Annotated in this window: 16 protein-coding genes; 9 read left to right on the forward strand and 7 right to left on the reverse strand. The window is 64.1% G+C overall.

What is annotated here, in order from left to right; all coding sequences use genetic code 11:
* Positions 1-29: 29 nt before the first annotated feature.
* A complete protein-coding gene (locus AC58EF_RS11090; protein WP_497276251.1) occupies positions 30-1,403 on the forward strand; it encodes a carbohydrate porin in 1,374 nt (457 codons plus the stop codon).
* On the opposite strand, the gene AC58EF_RS11095 is transcribed toward AC58EF_RS11090, so the two are convergent.
* Positions 1,398-2,546 (reverse strand): ROK family protein, encoded by a 1,149-nt coding sequence (locus tag AC58EF_RS11095; RefSeq protein ID WP_497276252.1) that lies wholly within the window; start codon positions 2,544-2,546, stop codon positions 1,398-1,400. The genes AC58EF_RS11090 and AC58EF_RS11095 overlap by 6 nt on opposite strands.
* A 683-nt stretch (positions 2,547-3,229) precedes the next feature.
* On the opposite strand from AC58EF_RS11095, the gene AC58EF_RS11100 reads away from it, so the two are divergent.
* The 5 genes from AC58EF_RS11100 to AC58EF_RS11120 all read left to right on the forward strand — a co-directional run bounded on the left by AC58EF_RS11100 (position 3,230) and on the right by AC58EF_RS11120 (position 11,496).
* Positions 3,230-4,210 carry an ROK family protein gene (locus tag AC58EF_RS11100; RefSeq protein ID WP_497276253.1) on the forward strand — a complete coding sequence of 327 codons (981 nt, stop codon included), beginning with the start codon at positions 3,230-3,232 and terminating at the stop codon, positions 4,208-4,210.
* Positions 4,203-5,591 carry a sugar porter family MFS transporter gene (locus tag AC58EF_RS11105; RefSeq protein WP_497276254.1) on the forward strand — a complete coding sequence of 463 codons (1,389 nt, stop codon included), beginning with the start codon at positions 4,203-4,205 and terminating at the stop codon, positions 5,589-5,591. Before AC58EF_RS11100 ends, AC58EF_RS11105 begins: the two co-directional genes overlap by 8 nt.
* Positions 5,588-7,093, forward strand: coding sequence for a glycoside hydrolase family 32 protein (locus AC58EF_RS11110; protein WP_497276255.1), 1,506 nt, complete (start codon positions 5,588-5,590; stop codon positions 7,091-7,093). Before AC58EF_RS11105 ends, AC58EF_RS11110 begins: the two co-directional genes overlap by 4 nt.
* Positions 7,094-7,219: 126 nt before the next feature.
* Positions 7,220-10,039, forward strand: coding sequence for a TonB-dependent receptor (locus tag AC58EF_RS11115; RefSeq protein WP_497276256.1), 2,820 nt, complete (start codon positions 7,220-7,222; stop codon positions 10,037-10,039).
* A 110-nt stretch (positions 10,040-10,149) separates the two neighbouring features.
* Positions 10,150-11,496, forward strand: a complete 1,347-nt coding sequence (locus AC58EF_RS11120; RefSeq protein WP_497276257.1) for a hypothetical protein — start codon at positions 10,150-10,152, stop codon at positions 11,494-11,496.
* 200 nt (positions 11,497-11,696) lie between these two features.
* Here AC58EF_RS11120 and AC58EF_RS11125 read toward each other — a convergent pair whose 3' ends face one another.
* On the reverse strand, positions 11,697-11,966 hold the full coding sequence (locus AC58EF_RS11125) for a thiolase C-terminal domain-containing protein (RefSeq protein ID WP_497276258.1): 270 nt from the start codon (positions 11,964-11,966) through the stop codon (positions 11,697-11,699).
* A gap of 9 nt (positions 11,967-11,975) precedes the next feature.
* On the opposite strand from AC58EF_RS11125, the gene AC58EF_RS11130 reads away from it, so the two are divergent.
* The gene (locus AC58EF_RS11130; protein ID WP_497276259.1) at positions 11,976-12,227 is read left to right on the forward strand and encodes a hypothetical protein; all 252 of its coding nucleotides are present in this window, start codon (positions 11,976-11,978) and stop codon (positions 12,225-12,227) included.
* A gap of 26 nt (positions 12,228-12,253) precedes the next feature.
* Here AC58EF_RS11130 and AC58EF_RS11135 read toward each other — a convergent pair whose 3' ends face one another.
* Genes AC58EF_RS11135 through AC58EF_RS11155 form a run of 5 tightly spaced genes read right to left on the reverse strand, consistent with a single transcriptional unit; the run spans position 12,254 to position 17,645 of the window.
* Entirely contained in the window at positions 12,254-13,000 is a 747-nt protein-coding gene (locus AC58EF_RS11135; protein WP_497276260.1) for an SDR family NAD(P)-dependent oxidoreductase, read from the reverse strand.
* Entirely contained in the window at positions 12,994-14,139 is a 1,146-nt protein-coding gene (gene dgoD, locus AC58EF_RS11140; RefSeq protein ID WP_497276261.1) for a galactonate dehydratase, read from the reverse strand. The genes AC58EF_RS11135 and dgoD overlap by 7 nt, the downstream gene beginning before the upstream one ends.
* Positions 14,136-15,152, reverse strand: a complete 1,017-nt coding sequence (gene araH, locus AC58EF_RS11145; protein WP_497276262.1) for an L-arabinose ABC transporter permease AraH — start codon at positions 15,150-15,152, stop codon at positions 14,136-14,138. The genes dgoD and araH overlap by 4 nt, the downstream gene beginning before the upstream one ends.
* A gap of 19 nt (positions 15,153-15,171) precedes the next feature.
* Positions 15,172-16,677, reverse strand: coding sequence for an L-arabinose ABC transporter ATP-binding protein AraG (araG, locus tag AC58EF_RS11150; protein ID WP_497276263.1), 1,506 nt, complete (start codon positions 16,675-16,677; stop codon positions 15,172-15,174).
* Complete coding sequence (locus tag AC58EF_RS11155; protein ID WP_497276264.1) at positions 16,674-17,645, reverse strand: substrate-binding domain-containing protein; 972 nt, start codon at positions 17,643-17,645, stop codon at positions 16,674-16,676. Before AC58EF_RS11155 ends, araG begins: the two co-directional genes overlap by 4 nt.
* Before the next feature lie 140 nt (positions 17,646-17,785).
* Here AC58EF_RS11155 and AC58EF_RS11160 point away from each other — a divergent pair, with 140 nt between their 5' ends.
* On the forward strand, positions 17,786-18,646 hold the full coding sequence (locus AC58EF_RS11160; RefSeq protein WP_497276265.1) for an SMP-30/gluconolactonase/LRE family protein: 861 nt from the start codon (positions 17,786-17,788) through the stop codon (positions 18,644-18,646).
* A gap of 138 nt (positions 18,647-18,784) precedes the next feature.
* The gene (locus AC58EF_RS11165; protein ID WP_497276266.1) at positions 18,785-19,528 is read left to right on the forward strand and encodes a FadR/GntR family transcriptional regulator; all 744 of its coding nucleotides are present in this window, start codon (positions 18,785-18,787) and stop codon (positions 19,526-19,528) included.
* Positions 19,529-19,536: the final 8 nt, after the last annotated feature.

The following is a 19,536-nucleotide window of genomic DNA, read 5'->3' on the forward strand; positions in this document are numbered from 1 at the left end:
CCGCGTGGGTATAAACGGAGAGGCTAATCATGCGTTTCGAGATGATGGGCGGCGCCGGCCTGGCGTGCGCCATGGCTCTGGCCGCGCCCGCCGTATCGGCGCAGGATGGGGCAGAGGCGGATGCCGCCCGGTCCTCCGCCCGGCAGGAGGCGAAGGTTCAAGCGGAGGCGTCCTGGCAGCCACTGGCCGGGCAGGGGGTGACGTTTTCCCTGGGCTATACCGGCGAGGCGGCGGCCAATCTGTCCGGCGGCCTGCGCCGCGAGGCGGCCCATGCCGGTCAGGTCTATGTCGGCGCGGATTTCGATCTCGACCATATGCTCGGCATCGGCGGCGGCGCGCTGCATGTTGCCGTCACCAACCGCCATGGCAGGAATCTTGCCGCCATGGCCATCGGCAACAATACGTCGGTGCAGGAAATCTACGGCACGCAGAATACGCATCTGGCGATCCTGACCTGGCAGCAGACCTTTCTCGACGGTCGGCTGGATGTCGAGGCGGGGCGCAGCCAGGCCAATATCCATTTCCTCAACTCCCCGCTTTATTGCCATTTCCAGACCAATTCGGCCTGCGGCAACCCGACCTTCGTCTTCAAGAACAGCAATTTCACCTATTTTCCGGCGTCGAGCTGGATGGCCCATGCGAAGCTGCATGTCACGCCGAAGGTCATGCTGCACGCGGGCGTCTATGAAGTGAACCCGGACCGAAAGCGCGCTGACGACCATGGTTTCAATTTCAGCACGAAAAATGCGACCGGCGTCATCGTGCCGTGGGAATTGAGCTATGGCAGCGATTTTACGAACGATCGCCTGCCGCGCCATTATATCGTTGGCGGTTGGTTCGACCGCGGCGATTATACCGATCCGCTGCGCGACGAGGATGGCGGCATTGCGATCCTGACCGGGCGACCGGCGGCGGCCCGGCACGGGCGGTCCGGTCTTTATGTCCGGTTCGACCAGATGCTCACCCGTCCCGATCCGGCTTCCGAGCGCGGATTGAGTCTGTTCGGCGTCGCCATGACCAACCTGTCGGGCCGGGTCGAGGAAAGCCGCTATCTGGGGATCGGCATTGTCCAGACCGGCACCTTCGCCGGGCGCGACAAGGATGTGATCGGCTTCGCGATCAACGACCAGCGCTTCAGCGATCTGGCGATGCGGCGGATGAATGCGGCGCGGGTCGCTGCGGGCGGCCGCGCGGACATTCGGCGCCATCAATATATGATGGAACTGACCTATGGGATGCAGGTCAGTCCGGCGATCCGCCTTTCGCCCAATGTGCAATATATCCTCCACCCGGATCAGACGGGCGCGCCGGATCGGACGAAGAATATCAAGGATGCCTTCATCCTCGGTTTCAAGTTCACGGTGGATGCGATGAAGCTGTTTGGAGGCGCGCCGCGTCTATGACTGGACCGTGCCACTTTTCAGCAAGGAGGTGAGGTTGGGGGAATAGGTGGAATAGAGGGGGAGCAGGCCCGCCCCGAGCGCGGGCGCGGTTTCGCCGTTGCGGCCGACCAGCAGATCAGGTTCGAAAAAGTCCCTGGGCGCCGCCTCTCTTATCCGGTCCTGCACTATCGCGCGCAGGACATGCAGGCTGTCTTGCGAAAGCGCGCCGCCGATGATCACGGCATCGAGGTCCAGCAGACTGTTCGCGCCGATGATCGTGAATGCCAGCGCGCCGGCGCACTGGGCCAGCCACTCCCGCTCCTGATCGCCATGCGGTTTGCCATCCGGGGAAAATTGATAGAGCGAAGCGGAATGAAGGAGGAAATCCAGGCCTTCGCCGCGCGGGATCGGCATGGAGGCAAGCGCGCCGGCATTGCCGTTTCGGCCGCGCTTGATTTCACCATTCAGGATCAAGCCGCCGCCCACGAAATTGCCGATATGGATATAGAGAAAGTTGGCGAGTCCCATTCCCACGCCACACATGAGTTCCGCGAGCGCGCCGGCATTGCCGTCATTTTCGAACAGGACGGGACCATCCAGGGCGCGCTGGAAAAAATCCTCCAGCCCGGCCGCGGACCATTCCCTGGCCTGACGGTCGGCGATGCCCGCCTCTTCCCGCCATTCGCCGATGAACCATGGCATGGCGATGCCATAGCCGAGAAAACCCTCCTGCTGTTCCCTGCGCAATTGCGGCAGATGGTCTTGCGCGAAGGCTCTGATGCGATCCGCGGCGCTCTGCGGGCTTGGGAAATCCGTCCCCTGGCTGTCGCAGGCGATGATTCGCCCGTCGAAATCGAGCATCGTACAGGTCAGGCGGTTACGGCCTATTTCGAAGCCGATCGTGCAGCCGCTGTCGCTGTTGATGCGGTAGATGATTGACGGTTGACCCATGCCGCCCGTGCGCTTCCCCGCGCGGACCAGCCGTCCTTCATCCGCAAGGCTCTCGACGATCCGCACCGCGGCCTGGGGGGAAAGGCCGGTTATTCGGGAAAGATCGGCCTTTGAGGCGCCATTGAGCCGCCTTATCGTGGCGAGGATAAGCCGTTCATTATAGCGGCGAACGCCCACTGCATTGCTGCCACGCTTGTTCACCAGCGACCCCATTCCATTTTATCGACAGCGATATGATGCCCGATAGGGGCGGATGTTTGAAACACACCGCCCCCAAAAGGCAAGGGCGACACTGACAAAGTGATGCTTGACAGACTAAATCACATTGATAGATTTAATCCGTCAGGCAGCAGAAGTGGGCTTGAAGACGATGACGGGGGCAGCAATCACTCCCCGTCCTTGAGCTTCGCTCGTTTTTGCAGGTGCGTGGCGGAAGAAAATCTCTCCTTTCTTCCGCCACGCACCCCTGACCGACCCAATAAGGATCGTCTGCCGCGACAGACGGACGTGCCCGATTTTCCAGGCTGCACACTGGAAATATGAGGGGGAGGATATGGGCTTTCAGCTTGAATCTTCCCCCTTTTTTTCGGCGGCGCAAGGCTTTCCTACGTCGCGAAGATAGCGGTTGACAGACTAAATCACATTTGTAGATTTAATGGAGTCGCACATGGCGGCGGGCAAGCACGAATACGTGCTGCAAAACAGGGAAGAGGATGATCGTGGAGGCCGATCCACATGATATGTTCCGCAGATTGCATGGCGCCTCGACGGCGTCCTGTCTCTGGTGGCCTGCTACGCGGGGCTGGTGGCGCGCCATGCCCGCAATCAATCCTACATTCCTAAAGCCTCGGTCCATGCTCTGTCGTGCATGGGCTGGCTTGCTGTGCGAGTAACCCATGCAGAATGAGAGCCTTCTCCTTGGCGCGATCGAAGCCGGTGGCACCAAATTCCTTTGCGGCATCGCCGATCGCGACGGCCAGCTGATTCGTCAGCTGCGGATTTCGACGACCCAGCCCGCCGATACGCTGGGCGCGGCGAGCGCCTTCTTCGCGCAGGCCATGGCGGATATGGGGCCTTTGTCGGCCTTTTCGATCGGGAGTTTCGGTCCGCTGTCGCTCAACCCCGTGGCCAAGGACTATGGCTGCATCACATCCACGCCCAAGGCGGGCTGGCAGGATGTCGACCTGCTCGGCCATTTCGCGCGGACGATCGATGCGCCCATGGCGATCGACACGGACGTCAATTGCGCGGCGGTCGGGGAACGGCTTTTCGGCAGCGGGCAGGGGCTGGACACATTCTGCTATGTGACGGTGGGCACCGGGATCGGCGTCGGTCTGTTGATCGGCGGCGCGCCTCATGGCGGCGCGAACCATCCCGAGGCCGGGCATATCCGCTTGCCCCGCGCGCCGGGGGACGATGCGTTCCCCGGTATCTGTCCCTTCCATGGCGATTGTCTTGAGGGTCTCGCCTGCGGGCCAGCAATGCACGCCCGCTGGGGCGTGCCGGGTGAACAGTTGCCGCCCGATCATCCAGGCTGGGATATCGAGGCCGACTATCTGGCGGGCCTCTGCGCGACATTGACCTATATCGTGCGGCCCGACCGGATCATCATCGGCGGCGGCGTGATGGACTCGCCGGGCATGTATGCGCGTGTCCGGGCCGCATCGACCGCGAAGCTCGCTGGCTATGACGCGAGCATGAGGGCCATCGATATGGACGATTATATCGCGGCCCCAACGGCCGGCGCGTCCGCCGGGCTGACGGGCGCCCTTGCCCTCGCCTACCGGACCGCGACCCGCCAATGGCCGATGCACTGGTCCGTCGGGCTGCCGTCTTCCCCGAGCCAATCTTCTTTGTCAGGAGCAGCACTTGCGTAGTCCCTCCCCATCGGATCATGCGGCCGATCGATTTGGCGATGCGGGCGACGCCCGGGTCACGGCCGCCATCATAGTGAGCGCGGCGGGCGCGGCGCTCGGCGGTCTTCTGTTCGGCTTCGATACGGCCGTCATTTCGGGAACGACCTCCGCGTTGCAGACGCGGTTCGGCTTGAGCGACGGCATGTTGGGTTTCACGGTCGCCTCAGCCCTTATCGGCACGGTGATCGGTTCGCTGATCGCGGGGGCGCCGGCCGACCGCTTCGGCCGGCGCGCGGTGATGCTGACGGTCGCGATCTGCTATGTGGTGTCGTCGCTGGGCACTGGGCTTGCGGGCAATTGGACGATGCTCCTGGCTTTCCGGTTCCTGGGAGGTCTGGCGATCGGCGCCGCCTCGGTGGTGACGCCCATCTATATCGCGGAAGTTTCGCCTGCGCGGTTCCGGGGGCGGCTCGTCGCCCTCAACCAGCTCAATATCGTGATGGGCATATTGATCGCGTTTCTCTCTAACTATGCGATCGCCAATCTGGCGCCCGCGGAGACGGCGTGGCGGTGGATGTTCGGCATCGTCACGCTGCCCTCTATCCTGTTCCTGAGCGTGACCCTCCTTCTGCCGGAAAGCCCGCGCTGGCTGGCGATCCACGGGCGGGGACCACAGGCGATCGACGTCATGAAGAGACTCGGCTTTCGCGATCCGGTCGGGGAACTGCGCCACATCCAGGACGCGGAGGCGCGTGTCGACCGGACCGCGGCGCCGGGTCTGTTCCAGGCCGCCTACGCCCGCCCGGTCGCCTGCGCCATCGCCATCGCCATGTTCAACCAGCTTTCGGGGATCAATGCGCTGCTTTACTATGCGCCGCGCGTCTTCGAACTTGCCGGAGCCGGCGCCGACAGCGCGCTGCTCCAGTCCATCGCCATCGGCGGGACCAACCTGCTCTTCACCATCCTTGCGCTTTTCCTGATCGATCGTTTCGGCCGCAAGCCGCTCCTCTATATGGGGTCCATCCTCTGCGCCGCAGCCCTGTTCCTGGTCGGGTTCCAGCTGGAGAGCGCCCGCCCGGACGGCGCGCTGATCCTGATCGGCCTGCTGGGTTTCATCGCTGCCTTCGCCATGTCCCAAGGGGCGGTGATCTGGGTGTTCATCTCCGAAATATTCCCGAGCGCGGTGCGCGGCAAGGGCCAGGCGCTGGGCAGCACCACCCACTGGGTCATGGCGGCGGCGATCACCTGGGCCTTTCCGGTCTTTGCCGTGAGCGTTGGTGGCTGGGTGTTCGCCTTCTTCGGCGCGATGATGCTGCTCCAGTTCGTCTGGACATGGAAATTCATGCCGGAAACCAATGGCGTGGCGCTGGAAGACATGAAGCTGGGGAGTGCACGGGTATGATGAGAACGCTGTTCCTGCTGGCGACCGCAGCCTTGATCCCGGTTCAGGCGGAGGCTCAACGGGCCGATCCCCGCCCCGCCTATCATTTCGCGCCTAAGCGGAACTGGATGAACGATCCCAACGGGCTGGTCTACTATGAAGGGGAATATCATCTCTTCTATCAATATAATCCCCATGGCGACCGTTGGGGCCATATGAGCTGGGGCCATGCGGTGAGCCGCGATCTGGTGACGTGGCAGGAATTGCCGGTCGCGATCCCCGAGACGGGCGACGTCATGGCCTTTTCCGGCAGCGCCGTGATCGACTGGAAGAACAGCAGCGGCTTTGGTCGCAACGGCAAGTCGCCGATGATCGCCATCTATACCGGGCATAATCCCAAGGCCAGGCTCCAGTCCCAATATCTGGCCTACAGCAATGATCGGGGCCGCAGCTGGACGATCCATGGCGAGGTGCTGAGCGTAGGATCGCCGGAGTTTCGCGATCCCAAGGTCTTCTGGCACGCGCCGACCAAGGCCTGGGTGATGATCGCGGTCATGGCCGAGGAGAACCGGGCGGTGATCTTCACGTCGCCCGATCTCAGACAATGGACCTTTGCGAGCAGCTTCGGCCCGGCGGGCGGGCAGGGACGCAATTGGGAGTGCCCCGACCTCAACCTGCTGCCCGTCGAAGGCGGGAAGGCCGGGGAAGAACGCTGGGTGCTCAGCGTCAATCTTGGCGACAAGGCCGTGGGCGGTGGTTCGGGCGGGCAATATTTCGTCGGCGACTTCGATGGGCGACGCTTTACCCCGGTCGAAGGCTGGGGAAGCGATCCGGTCTGGACCGATTATGGCGCCGACTTCTATGCCGCCGTCGCCTGGAACGACCTGCCTAGGGATGATCCGCGTCGAATCTGGATCGGCTGGGCCAATGACTGGCGTTATGCGGAGTCGATACCGACCTATCCGTCGCGCGGGATCATGACCGTGCCGCGCACCATCGCCCTGCGGAAAACCGATCGGGGCTATCGCCTGACGCAGCGGCCCGTGCGCGAGCTGGAGTCTTTGCGCGGCGTCGCGCAGATCGGGCGGCAGATTCGGCTGGGCGAGGAGCCCGTTCCGCTGCCGGTGACGGGTGGGGCCGCCGAACTCAAGGCGGACCTGACATTAAGCGGCGCCGAACAGGTCGCGATCGCGCTGACCGATGGCGAAGGCTATCAGACGATCATCGGCGTCAACCCGACGGCGAACGAAGTGTTCGTCGATCGCACCCGTTCCGGGCCGTATTTCCATGACGGCTTCGCCAACCGCCATGTCGCGCCGGTGGATTTGAGCAAGGGCAAGGTTTCGCTTCGCCTGCTGGTCGATGAATCGATCGTCGAACTGTTCATCAACGATGGCGAGCAGACGATCACCGACCGTTTTTTCCGCGGCTCCGGCGCCCTTGGCTGGAGCGCTTCGGCGCGCGGCGGCCCCGCCATGATGGATATGACCGCCTGGCCGATCAGACAGGAGGCCGCCAACTGAGGATCATTCCGAACACCGGCTGAAAACAGCCTTTCCCCATTGGGTGACATGGAATTTCCGCTGACGCAGCCAGCCGGGAAACGGCGGCGTGCGGCCAGCGCAGTTATAAACAAAGGGAGGATAATCATGAACTTCAGGACAGTTGCACTGCTCGGCTCCACTTCGCTGGCATCTCTTCTCCTGACCGCGCCGGCCATTGCGCAGGACAAGGCGGAAGAGGAGGCCGCCGCGCAAAAAAAGGACGGGGAGACGATCGATTCCGTGCCGGTTTCCGACATCGTGGTGACGGGCTATCGCGCCGCGCTCGGATCGGCGCAGGACATGAAGCGCCGGTCCGACGCCATCGTCGATGCGATCGTATCGGAAGATATCGGCAAACTTCCCGACAATAATGCGGCCGAGGCGATTTCCCGCGTCGTCGGCGTGCAGGTGCTGCGTTATAATGACGAGGCGGGCGTGGTGCTGGTGCGCGGCCTGCCCGACGTGAACACCACCTTCAACGGCCGCGAATTCTTCACCGCCGACGACCGCGTGCTGCACCTGCAGGATTTTCCGGCCGGCGTGGCCGCCGGCCTGGAGGTCTATAAGTCCGGCACGTCCGACCTGATCGAGCCGGGTCTTGCCGGCCTGATCAACCTGCGCGCGCGTCGGCCCTTCGATGTCAAGGATACGGAAATCGCCGGCGAAGTCCGCGGCTCCTATAATGACCAGTCCAGGGCCTTCGACCCGTCGGCCAACCTGCTGCTGACCAAGCGCTGGGACACGTCGATCGGCGAGATCGGCGCGCTCGTCAATTTCAGCTATGTCCGCATGACCTATCGCAACGCCGACCGCTATGCGGATTCCGCCGTCATCAGCCCCCTGGGTTTTGGCGCCGACGATCCGTCCGACGACATGACGGTGACGACCCCGGGCGTGGGCAATTTCCGCTTTCCTGCCAATGCCGGCAATTTCTACGAAAAGGGCGTCCGGCACCGGCCCGCCATCAACGGCGCCATCCAGTGGCGCCCGACGCCGGACCTGGAAATCTATGCGGAAGGCCTTTGGCAGGCCTATCGCGGCAAGGTGCTGCGCGACGGCTTCAACGTCAATTTCGAGCGCCGCAGCGTCGACGGCGTTCCCCCGACATTGAGCAATGTGGTCCTGGTCGAAGGCGAGCCGCTCAAGGCCGCCAGCTTCACCAAGACGGGCGGCTATGTGCCCGAATTCTTCCGTTCGACCCAGGATGACCAGACCGACACCTATCAGGCGGCGCTGGGCTTCAAGTGGAAGACGGGACGCGCCACCCTGTCGGGCGATTTCGCCTATACCTACAGCAAATATGAGGCCGACGAGGACAGTGTCGACGGGCAGCTTGCCAGCGCGCCGACCATCAACGTCGAATGGGACGTCAAGGGATCGGCGATCTTCGATCTGGGTGATTTCGACAAGACCAACCCCGCCAACTATGTCTGGCGCGGCTATTATCAGCGGCACTTCGTCGCCAAGGGCGATGGCGTGCAGGGACGGCTCGACCTCGACCTTGAAACCGACATGAGCTGGCTGCCGAAGATCCAGTTCGGCATTCGGGCGAGCGACCGCACCGCGCTGATGCAGAACAACAACCGCTATGCCTATACGGCGGGCCTCGGTCTACCGCTGGCGAGCCTGCCGACCGGCGAACTGCAATTGATCAATGACGGCTTCCGCGGCGATCCGCAGCGCTTCCAGAACTGGCTGGCGCCGACCCGGGGCGCGATCCGCGACAATGTCGAGGCGCTGCGGCAACTGGCCTATGCTTCGGTGCAGCAACTGACGGTGATGTTTCCCAATGACGGCGGCATTCGCGATGCGGTGACGAAGTTTGCGACCGAGGACATTCCGTTCGATCCGCTCAACGGCTTCACCGCCAAGGAAGCCAGCTATGCCATGTATGGCCAGGCCAAATATGAATTCGATCTTGGCGGCATCACCGCCGACGGCACTTTCGGCGTGCGCGTGGTCAACACCGACGGCCGCTATTCCGGCTTTTCGCGCGTGAACGGAACCGACGGTACATCGCAGATCGTCCCGCAGATATCGAACCAGAACTATCTGGACGTCCTGCCGTCCTTCCAGACCAGAATTCGGCTGACGCCCGAATTCCAAGTGCGCCTGGCCTTCAACCAGACGCGCACGCGGCCCAGCTTCGGCCAGCTCAACCCGTCGCTCGACATCACCCGCAACAGCCCCGGACCCGACGGATCGCCGCCCCAATATGCCGCCTTCGGCAATGGCGGCAATCCGAACCTCAAGCCGCTGATGTCCGACAATTATGACGCCACGCTCGAATATTATTTCTCGAAGAACGGGTCGGCGACGCTCGCCGTCTTCTATCGCGATCTGGAAGGTTTCATCAGCAACTATACCCGTGACGTGATCGACCCGGATTATGGGCGTATCCAGATCAACCGCCCGGAAAATGCCGGCAAGGGAAAGATAAAGGGCGCGGAGGCGTCGTTCCAGACCTTCTTCGATTTCCTGCCCGGCTTCCTGTCCGGTTTCGGCGTGCAGGCCAATGTCACCTATCTGGACGGCACCAATGCCCTGCCGACGGTGCTGGGTGAAGGCGCGCGTCAGGTGCGGATCACGGGGCTGTCGAAATGGGCCTATAATCTGACCGGCTTCTACGAAAAGGGGCCGGTCTCCGCGCGGCTGTCCTATAATCGCCGGTCGAGCTTCATCAACAGCTACAACCGCAACAGCAATGAGGATCAATATGCCGGCGAGATCACGCGCGGCATTTCGCGCCTGGATTTCTCCGCCTCATACGAAGCGATCAAGGGAATCACGATCGTCGGCAATGTCAGCAACATATTGGGCAAGCCGTTCAACAATTACCGCTACTATAATGAAACCCAGTATTTTCCCCGCGATCTGCGGATCGAGGGCCGCTATTTCAGCCTCGGCGTCCGGTTCAAAATGTAAAGGATAGGCTGATCTTTCGGCGAAGGGGAGGAGTGTTCCCCCGCCTTCATCGGTTCGAAAGCCCTGGCGCCGTTCATCGGCGGCGTCAGGGCGGGAGAAGAGGGACCATCATGCTACAGCGTCTTTTGCCCCTGTTGCTGATCGCCGCATCTACATCCTCGGCGGCGCAGCCGCCCGTCTATTTTGCCCATGAAGCACATGGTGTCGGCGATCCCAATCCCCATTTCGAGAATGGCGTCTATTCGATCTTCTATCTGAAGAATGAAGGCCGCCATCCCTTCTGGATGACGCAGAGCCGGGATCTGCAACATTGGTCCGCTCCGGTCGAGGCTGTTCCGGTGTCTGGATCGGAGGCACCGGACTATTGGACCGGCAGCGGGAGCGTGATCGCCAAACCCAAGGGCGGATACCGGCTCTATTATACGGGTCACCACCCTGAACGGCGGACGAAAGAGGTCGTCATGGCGGCCGATGCCGCAACGCTCGACGGGCCATGGCGCAAGCGGCCCGAACTGACATTCGATGGCGCGACGGCGTATGACCGCCTCGATTTCCGCGATCCGTTCGTTTTCTGGAACCCCCAGGCCCGGGCCTATTGGATGCTGCTGACGACCCGCAAAGCGGGCAAGGCGGTGATCGGCCTCTACAGTTCACCCGACCTCTCCCGCTGGGCACCGCGGGCACCACTCTATGAGGAGGATTCTCCTCTCAACCTCGAAGTGCCCGACCTCTTCAACGAGGGCGACGCCTGGTATCTGCTCTATTCCGATCAGCGCGCGCAGTTTCGGCAGGTGCGCTATCTCCGCGCGGCGCAAAGCGCCGGATCTTATGCACGCCGGGCCTGGGACGCGCTCGACGGTGCGGCCTTCTACGCCGGAAAATCGGCCGGAAGCGGCAATGAGCGCCTGCTGTTCGGCTGGATCGCGCATAAAAGGCAACGCGACGATCGCGCGGCATTCGACTGGGGCGGCGACCTGGTCGCCCATGCCCTGCGACGCCGGGCGGATGGCGAGCTCGCGGTCGATCTGCCCGAATCCATCGCGCGGCAGTTCACGCGGGAACGAAGCCGATTGTCGATGGCCCAAAGGCAGATCGGTCAGGCGCGGCAGGCGCTGCTGGTTCGAATGCAGGTCAGGATCAAGCCGGGAAGCCGCTTTGGCGTCCGTTTCAGCGGCGGCGACAAGGATGCCCTGCTGGCGGTCGACAGCAGGACAGGGGACGCGAGTTTCCATGTGTCCGCCGCCAAGGGGCAGGCGCCCCACATCGCCTTTCCGGTGACGCCAGACGGCAGCTATGCGCTTGACCTTGTCGTCGATCCAGGACTGGGACTGGGCATCGCCTATATCAACCACTTCCGGGCGCTGAGCTTTCGTTTCTACGATGTTAGCAGCACATCGCTTTCGCTGTTTGCCGATCACCCGCCGGTCGCGCTTGACGGATCGGTCCATGTCCGTTGACTGGAAGGACGAGCGTTCATGGAAATCGATCGTCCGAAGTTTGGCGATCGCCAGCCTTTCCCTTCCTTTCGCTTACCGACGCGGAATGGCATTGGATCGAGCCGGATGTGTCCGCGTCACGCCACCTCGAGCGACATTTCCAGGTTGGCCGTAAACAGCCAATCTGGAAATGTTCCGGATAGCCGATCCTTCGGGCGGATTTACTGCCGGGTCAGGATCATGCAGCCCGCGAGCGCGCCGCCGCCGGCCGCCGCGTTGCCGACCTCGGGGTTGCCGGGCACCTGCCGATCCCCGCTTTCACCCCAAAGCTGGGTGCAGGTTTCGTGGAGGAGGCCGAAGCCGTGGAGCCGCCCGCCCGAGAGCTGGCCGCCGCCGGTATTGGGCGGCGATTCGCCGTCACGCGCGATGCGGCTGCCGCCATCGATGAAATCGCCACTTTCACCCCAGCCGCAAAAGCCCAGCGATTCCATGGCATCACCGTGAACGCCATCGCCCCCGCCATCTGGACGCCCCTTTATGACAGGACGCGGGCATCCATGTCGCCCGAGGAACTGCGTGACCATGATTTTGAGAAGCAGCGGCTGATCCCGATCGGCGGCAAACTCGGTGATCGCGACAGGGATTTTATCCCCTATATGATTTTTCTCGCCGGGGATGGAGCGAACTTCATCACGGGCCAGACGATCATGATCGATGGCGGCATGGCTACGGGGCATCTTGCGGTGGCTTGATCGCAACCGCCGTCCGTCTGGATGTATCAGAGACGAGCCAGCCTTCCGCCGTCCACCAGTAGCGAGGCGCCGGAAATGAACCGCGCTTCATCGGACGCGAGAAATGTCGCGGCCGATCCGATGTCCTGCGGTATGCCGACATCGTCGGGCGCGATGACTTCCGCCCCGGACTCGATATTGGGGCTGGACCACAGCATCGGCGTATCGATGGCGCCGGGCAGGATGGCGTTGGCGCGGATGCGGCGCGGCTTGCCCTCGATCGCGGTCGTGCGCGTCAGGCTGCACAGCGCAGCCTTCGCCGCCGCATAGGGCGCGACGAGCGACGATGTCTGCATCGCATGGATCGATGCGACGTTCACGATCGCGCCGCCGTCGGGCATGTGCCGCAGCGCCTGCGTAGTGAAGAAGGCCGCGCCCAGCAGATTGACGGAAAGCAGGCGGTGCCAGTCCTCGCCGGTCAACTCGGCAATGGGCTTGTAGATCATCGCGCCGGCGACATTGACCATCATGTCGAATCCGCCCAGCTCCGCGCGTGCGCGATCGACCACCGCGGCTACGGTATGTTCGTCTGCGACATCGCAGGCCATGCCGGCCACGCGGCCCGCGCCCAGCGCCGCGAGTTCGCGGAGAACGGCCTCGTCCGCCGCGGCAAGATCGGCCAGCATCAGATTGGCGCCTTCGGCCGCGAACGCCCTGGCGACGGCCTGGCCGATTCCGCCCAGCGCGCCGGTGACGATCGCCGTCCTGCCGGTGAAGCGCATCGGATTCACCATTCCCGGAGGCTCCCGTCGGGGCCGCGCCACACGGGGTTGCGCCAGCGATGGGGGGTGATCGCGGTCGCACGGACGCGGGCCTCGTCGATGGCTATGCCCAGGCCCGGCGCCGTCAGTGCGGCGACGCTGCCCGCCTCGATCGCGAACACCGTCTCATCCTCCAGATAGGTCGTCAGATCCGCGTCCGGCCCATTATAGTGGATGCCCAGCGACATTTCCTGGATCGCGAAATTGGGCGTGGCGATGGCGATCTGCATACAGGCAGCGAGCGCGAGCGGTCCCAGCGGGCAATGCGGCGCGACCGCAACGTCATAGGCTTCCGCCATGGCGGCGATCCGCCGCACCTCCGATATGCCGCCGGCATGGCTGAGATCGGGCTGGATGACGTCGACCGCGCCCAGTTCGAAGAAGCGCTTGAAGTCCCAACGGGAATAAAGCCGTTCGCCCAGCGCCAGCGGGACATGGGTCTGGCCGGCGAGCTGGGCGATCGCCTCCGGATGCTCCGATGTCACCGGCTCCTCGATGAACATAGGGCCAAGCGGCTCTAGCGCCCGGATGAGCTGGCGCGCCATCGGCCGATGCACCCGGCCATGGAAGTCGATGCCTGCATCCATGCCCGTTTCCCGCACCAGCCGCAGCCGCTCGACCGACGCCTCCAGCTTGGACGGGCTGTCCAGCCAGCCCAGATCCTCCGTCCCGTTCATCTTGATCGCGCGGAATCCCTGCTGCTTGCGCTGGGCCGCCGCTGCCGCCACGTCGGCAGGACGATCGCCGCCGATCCAGGCATAGACGTCCACCCGTTCCCGCACCTGGCCGCCCAGAAGCTGCCATACCGGGACGCCCAGACGCTTTCCCTTAATATCCCATAGCGCCTGGTCGATCCCGGAAATCGCCGACATCAGCACCGGCCCGCCGCGATAGAAACCCAGCCGATAGCCGATCTGCCAGGCGTCCTCTATCCGGTCCGGGTCATGCCCGATCAGCCGGTCCTTCAGATGTTCCAGCGCCCCGGCCACGGCTTCGGCATAGCCCTCCAGGCTCGCTTCGCCCCAGCCGACCGCGCCGTCGGATGTCTCGACACGCACGAACAGCCAGCGGGGTGGAACCAGGAACCATTCGATTTCGGTTATCGACGTCATGCTGCGGTAGAACCCTTCACGCTTGATTGGATTGTCGTAGGGGCCGGCGCACGCCGTGCCAGCCGGATGCCGCCTGCCTGGCGCAGCCGGTCGAATATGACGGCGGCGAGCAGGATGCCGCCGCGCACCACATATTGGTAAAAGGTCGGCACATCGAGCAGGTTGAGCGCATTCTGGGCGATGCCCATGATGAACACGCCGATGATCACCCCCGTGATCGTCGCGACGCCCCCCGCCAGCGAGACACCGCCCAGGACGCAGGCGGATATAACCGCAAGCTCCAGCCCCAGGCTGGTGTTGGGCTGGCCGCTGGTGATACGCGCGGCGAGCACGATGCCGGCGAGCCCGGCAACCAGCCCCTGTATGCAGAAGACGATGATGCGCACGCGATCGACCGGCACGCCCGCCAGACGCGCCGCCTCTGGATTGCCGCCGATGGCCAGGATGTTGCGGCCGAACACGGTGCGGTTCAGCAGGATGCCGAATAGCAGGAAGCAGCCGACCATGATCCAGATCGGATAATTGACGCCGAGCCATGTGCCCGAACCGAGTTCGTAGAACTGTTCCGCCGGAATGGAGACGGCTTCGCCACTGGAGGCGAGGAAGGCCAGCCCCCGCACGATCTCCATCATCGCCAGCGTCACGATCAGCGAATTGACCTTCAGTCGCGCGATTACGATGCCATTGATCAATCCCACCGCCATGCCCGCCATCAGCCCCGCCAGAACGCCCGCGGCGACGCTGCCCGTGCCGGCGATCACGACCGCGCACACCACGCCGGATAGGGCGGTGACGGACCCGACCGACAGGTCCACTTCCCGCAGCGCCAGGACCAGCATCATCGTGGCCGCGACGGTGCCGACCAGCGTGACCGACAGCATGAGGCCGCGAATGTTCCTGATGCCGAAAAAGTCCGGCACGAACAGGGAAAGCAGGGCGAACAGGACGATGAAGATCAGTAGCGGCCCGACGGCGCCGAGGCGGTGGAGCAGGGGAGGGGAGGAATTGGCCATGGGAAGTCCTTGCAGTCGTTCAGCGTGGCGTGGCATCGGGAAGGGCGAGGCGGAGCAGGCCCTCGGCGGTCGCTTCTTCCCGCGGGAGATCGCCCGAAACGGTGCCGTCGCGCATCACGACGATGCGGTCGGCCACGCCCATCACCTCCGGCATGTCGCTCGACGCGAACAGGATCGTCTTGCCCGCTTCGGCCAGCCGATACATATGCGCGTAGATTTCGCTGCGCGCGCCCACGTCGATGCCGCGCGTCGGCTCGTCCATGAGGAGGATGCTCGCATCGGCGGCCAACCAGCGGGCGATGATCGCCTTCTGCTGGTTGCCGCCAGACAGCGTGGCGATCGCCGTGTTGCGCGATGCCGTCTTCACGCGCATCAGGCCGATCATTTCATCGGCTTGTCTCGCTTCTCCCGGACGATCGATAAACAGCGCGTCCCGTCCGGCAAGGTTGCGGCGGGAAATGGCGATATTTTCGGCCACCGCCGCCAATGGAACGATCCCTTCGCCTTTGCGGTCCTCCGGGCAGAGCGCCATGCCGGCGGCGATGGCGTCGCGCGGGCTTGCGGCGTTCAGCGGCTCGCCGTTCAGATATAGGCTGCCTCCGGTTGGACGTTCCGCGCCGTAGAGCAGCTTGAACAGTTCCGACCGGCCGGCGCCGACAAGCCCGAACAGGCCCAATATCTCGCCCCGGCGCACCGACAGACTGACGGGCGCGCGCAGGCCCGGTCCTTCCAGGGCGTCGATCTCCACCGCGACATCGCCCAGCGGCCGGCGCTGGTAGTCATAGATGGCGGAAATGGTGCGGCCCGCCATGGCGGCGATCAGCGCGTCCTGCGTCAGCGCGGGCATGTCGTGGAAATCCGCGACATGCCGGCCGTCGCGCAGGACGGTGACGCTGTCCGCCAGCGCGAACACTTCCTCCATCCGGTGGCTGACATAAAGGATGGCGCGCCCGTCCGCCCGCAGTTCGCCGATGATGCGCATGAGCGCCTCGGTCTCCCGCGCGCTCAGTGAACTGGTCGGCTCGTCGAAGGCGATGATGCGCGCGTCGCGCAGCAGGGCCTTGCCGATTTCCACCATCTGGCGCTTGCCGATGGACAGGGAGCCTAAGCGTGCGTCGGGGTCAATATCCTCGCCGAGCCGCGACAGGATCTTTGCTGCGCACGCGCGCATGGCCCCGCGCCGGATGAACCCACCGCGCGACGGCATCACACCCAGCAGCAGATTTTCCGCGACGCTCATATCGGGCGCGAGATGCAGTTCCTGATGGATGATCGCGATGCCGGCGGCCTGGCTGTCGCGCGGTCCGTGGAAGGCGCGCGCCTCCCCCGCTATTTCCATACAGCCGCTGTCCGGGACATATTCGCCGGCGATGATCTTCAGCAGGGTGGACTTGCCCGCCCCATTCTCTCCCATCAACGCACGGACTTCCCCGCCCCGGACGGAGAAGTTCACATCGTCGAGCGCGACGACGCCGGGGAAGCGCTTGCCCACGCCCCGGCAGGCGAGCAGCGTCTCGCGGATCATGCGGCTTCCTCGCTCAGCAGGGCGCGGTAATTGGCGCGCGTCATCAACTTGCCGTCTGTATAGACGATGGCGGCGGGGCGGATGCCGCGCCTGATCCATTCAACCATCGCCTTGGCCGTGTCGTAGCCGTGCCGGCGCGGACTGAGCAGGATGGAGGCGAAGAAGCCGGTCGGCCGGCTCTTGGCAAATTCCGCCACGGCGGAACCCGATCCGCCGATGCCGATCCCGATCACCGAATCCGCCCGCAGGCCCAGGCCCTCGGCGGCGCGCACCCCGCCCAGCACCGCTTCATCGTTCAGGCCGACGATGATCCATTGCCGCAGGGCGGGATGACGGGTCAGCACCGGATCGGCGGCGGTGAAGCCGCCCTCTGTATCGGTGGTGCGCTGCGGTGCGTCGAATATCTGTGCCGCCGGCAGGCCCGCGCCGATGATGGCGCGCCGCGCGCCCATGGTGCGTTCCCGGCCCGTTTCCAGGCTGTCATAGGCGATGCGCAGCACGCCGGTGCTCCGCATGTCCCAGCCGCGCCGTCGCGCCTCCGTCATCGCGGTTTCCCCCGCCATCTCGCCGATGGCCGTGGCGGAGATGCCGACATGCGGGATGGAGGCGATGGGCTTGCCGTCCGGCCCGATCAGCCGATCGTCGACCGACATGACCTTAAGCTCGTTGACCCGCGCCCGCTGCTCGATGGCCGTGCCGAGGCGGGAGTCGGGCGCGCAGATGACGAAGCCCGAGGCGTTTTTGGCGGCCAGATTGTCGATGGCGGTCAGGACCCGGTCGCCATCGGTCGCGCCGATGCGGATCAGGTCGAAATCCAGGTCGCGCGCGGCCAGCCCGGCGAAATGCCATTCGCTCTGGAACCATTGTTCCTCGGGCTGCTTGACGATGAAGCCGATGCGAACCCTGCCGTCGTTCGACGCGCGGCAGCCGGCGAGCGTCACGGCCCAGGCCGCGGCCGTGCCTGCCATGAGCTGTCGCCTCGAAAACATCTGCCCTCCCTGGGTTGCGGCGGATCGCTGCCATTTTCTTCGCTCTGCTTATCGTTTGGAATCGACAGGCGTCAACATTTTATCATATAAATCATGTGATTTGATTTTATGGACGGAAAATGAACCAGTTCCGCATTGTCGAAACCCCGCAAAAGGCCCTTTTGGGGGAAGGGCCGCTCTGGTCCCCCGGAAGGCGATCACTCTATTGGGTCGATATATTGGCGCCCGCGCTGCACCGCATGGAACTCGCCGGCAGGACAGTGGAAAGCTGGCGATTCGACGAGCCGATCGGTTGGGTGATGGAGCGGGCGGGGCGCGACGACCTGATCGTCGGGTTGAAGAGCGGTTTTGCGGGCCTGTCACTGGACCCCTTTCTATTGGAGCCGATCGGCGATCCCGAACCGGATCGGCCGCATAATCGCCTGAACGATGCGAAGACCGATCCGGCGGGACGCATCTGGGCGGGCAGCAAGGACGACCGCGACAGGGAGGCGAGCGGGGCGCTTTACCGCCTCGACCCCGATCTGCGCTGGACGCGCCAGGACGATGGCTACCAGGTTGCAAACGGCCCGGCCTTCAGCCCCGATGGGCGCACGCTCTATCATAGCGACAGCGGCATCCGAACGGTCTATGCCTTCGATCTGGCGGATGACGGGACCATCGGCGGCAAGCGCGTCTTTCTCCGCTTCGAAGAGGATTGGGGCTACCCGGACGGGATGACCACCGATGCCGAGGGGGGATTGTGGATCGCGCATTGGGCGGGCGGGCGGATCAGCCGCTTCCTGCCCGATGGCACGCTCGACCGCTCGATCGCCCTGCCAGCCAGCAACATCACGAGCTGCGCCTTCGCCGGCGCGGATCTCGACCGGCTGTTCGTGACGTCCGCCGCCCTGGGCACGGAGGGCGAGGAACATGCGGGTTCACTATTCGAAGTGGATGCGGGCGTGCGTGGTATTCCCGCGGCGATGTTCGCCGGATGAGCGGGCTCAACGGCATCGGTTCCTCGCTTTACTTGCCGGGCCGTTCCGTGGATGAAGTCCGCAAACGCGCGGTCGCCCTTGTCGGCGCGTGGATCGGCGGGGACGGGTCGTTGGACGGAAGAGAAGCGGAAGGCGCGAATGGCGGATGAGACGACGACGAGGATCGCTTATGATGGGCGCAACCTGACCGCGCGCATCGTCCACGATCTTGGCCGGGCCATCGTTACGCAGCGCTATGCGGTCGGCGATCCCTTTCCCGTCGAGGCCGATCTGTGCCGGCAGTTCAGCGCCAGCCGCCCCGTCGTTCGCGAAGCGGTGAAGATGCTGACCGCCAAGGGGCTGCTGAGCGCCCGGCCCCGCCAGGGCACTCGCGTCGAACCGGAAAGCCAGTGGAATCTGCTCGATCCCGACGTCCTGCGATGGATGTTGGAGCGCAAATTCTCGATCGACCTGCTCGTCGAGTTTACCGACGTCCGCCTGGCGATCGAACCGCGTGCCGCCGCCCTGGCGGCCGAGAGCGCGACAGGCACGCAGCGGACGCAGATCATGGCTGCGATCGACCGCATGGTGGCGGCTGACAATGGCGACGACGACGCGCTGGAGGCCGATATCGCCTTTCACGTCGCTGTCCTCAACGCCAGCAACAACCGCTTTCTGCGTCAGTTCACCGACCTTGCGGAAACGACCCTGCGCTTCAGCATCCGGCGGACCAACGAATATAAGGGCGTGCCGCGCGCCAGCGCCGAAGAGCATAAGCGCGTCGCCGATGCGATCGCGGCAGGCGATTCCCGGAAGGCGGCACAGGAAATGGCGACGCTGATCGCAGGCGCCCTCGAACTGTTGCTCAGCAAGAGCGGGCGCCCGCCGCGCCGTTCCCTGTAGAGTCAGCT

The sequence above is a fragment of the Sphingobium sp. WR1 genome (genome assembly GCF_059693745.1).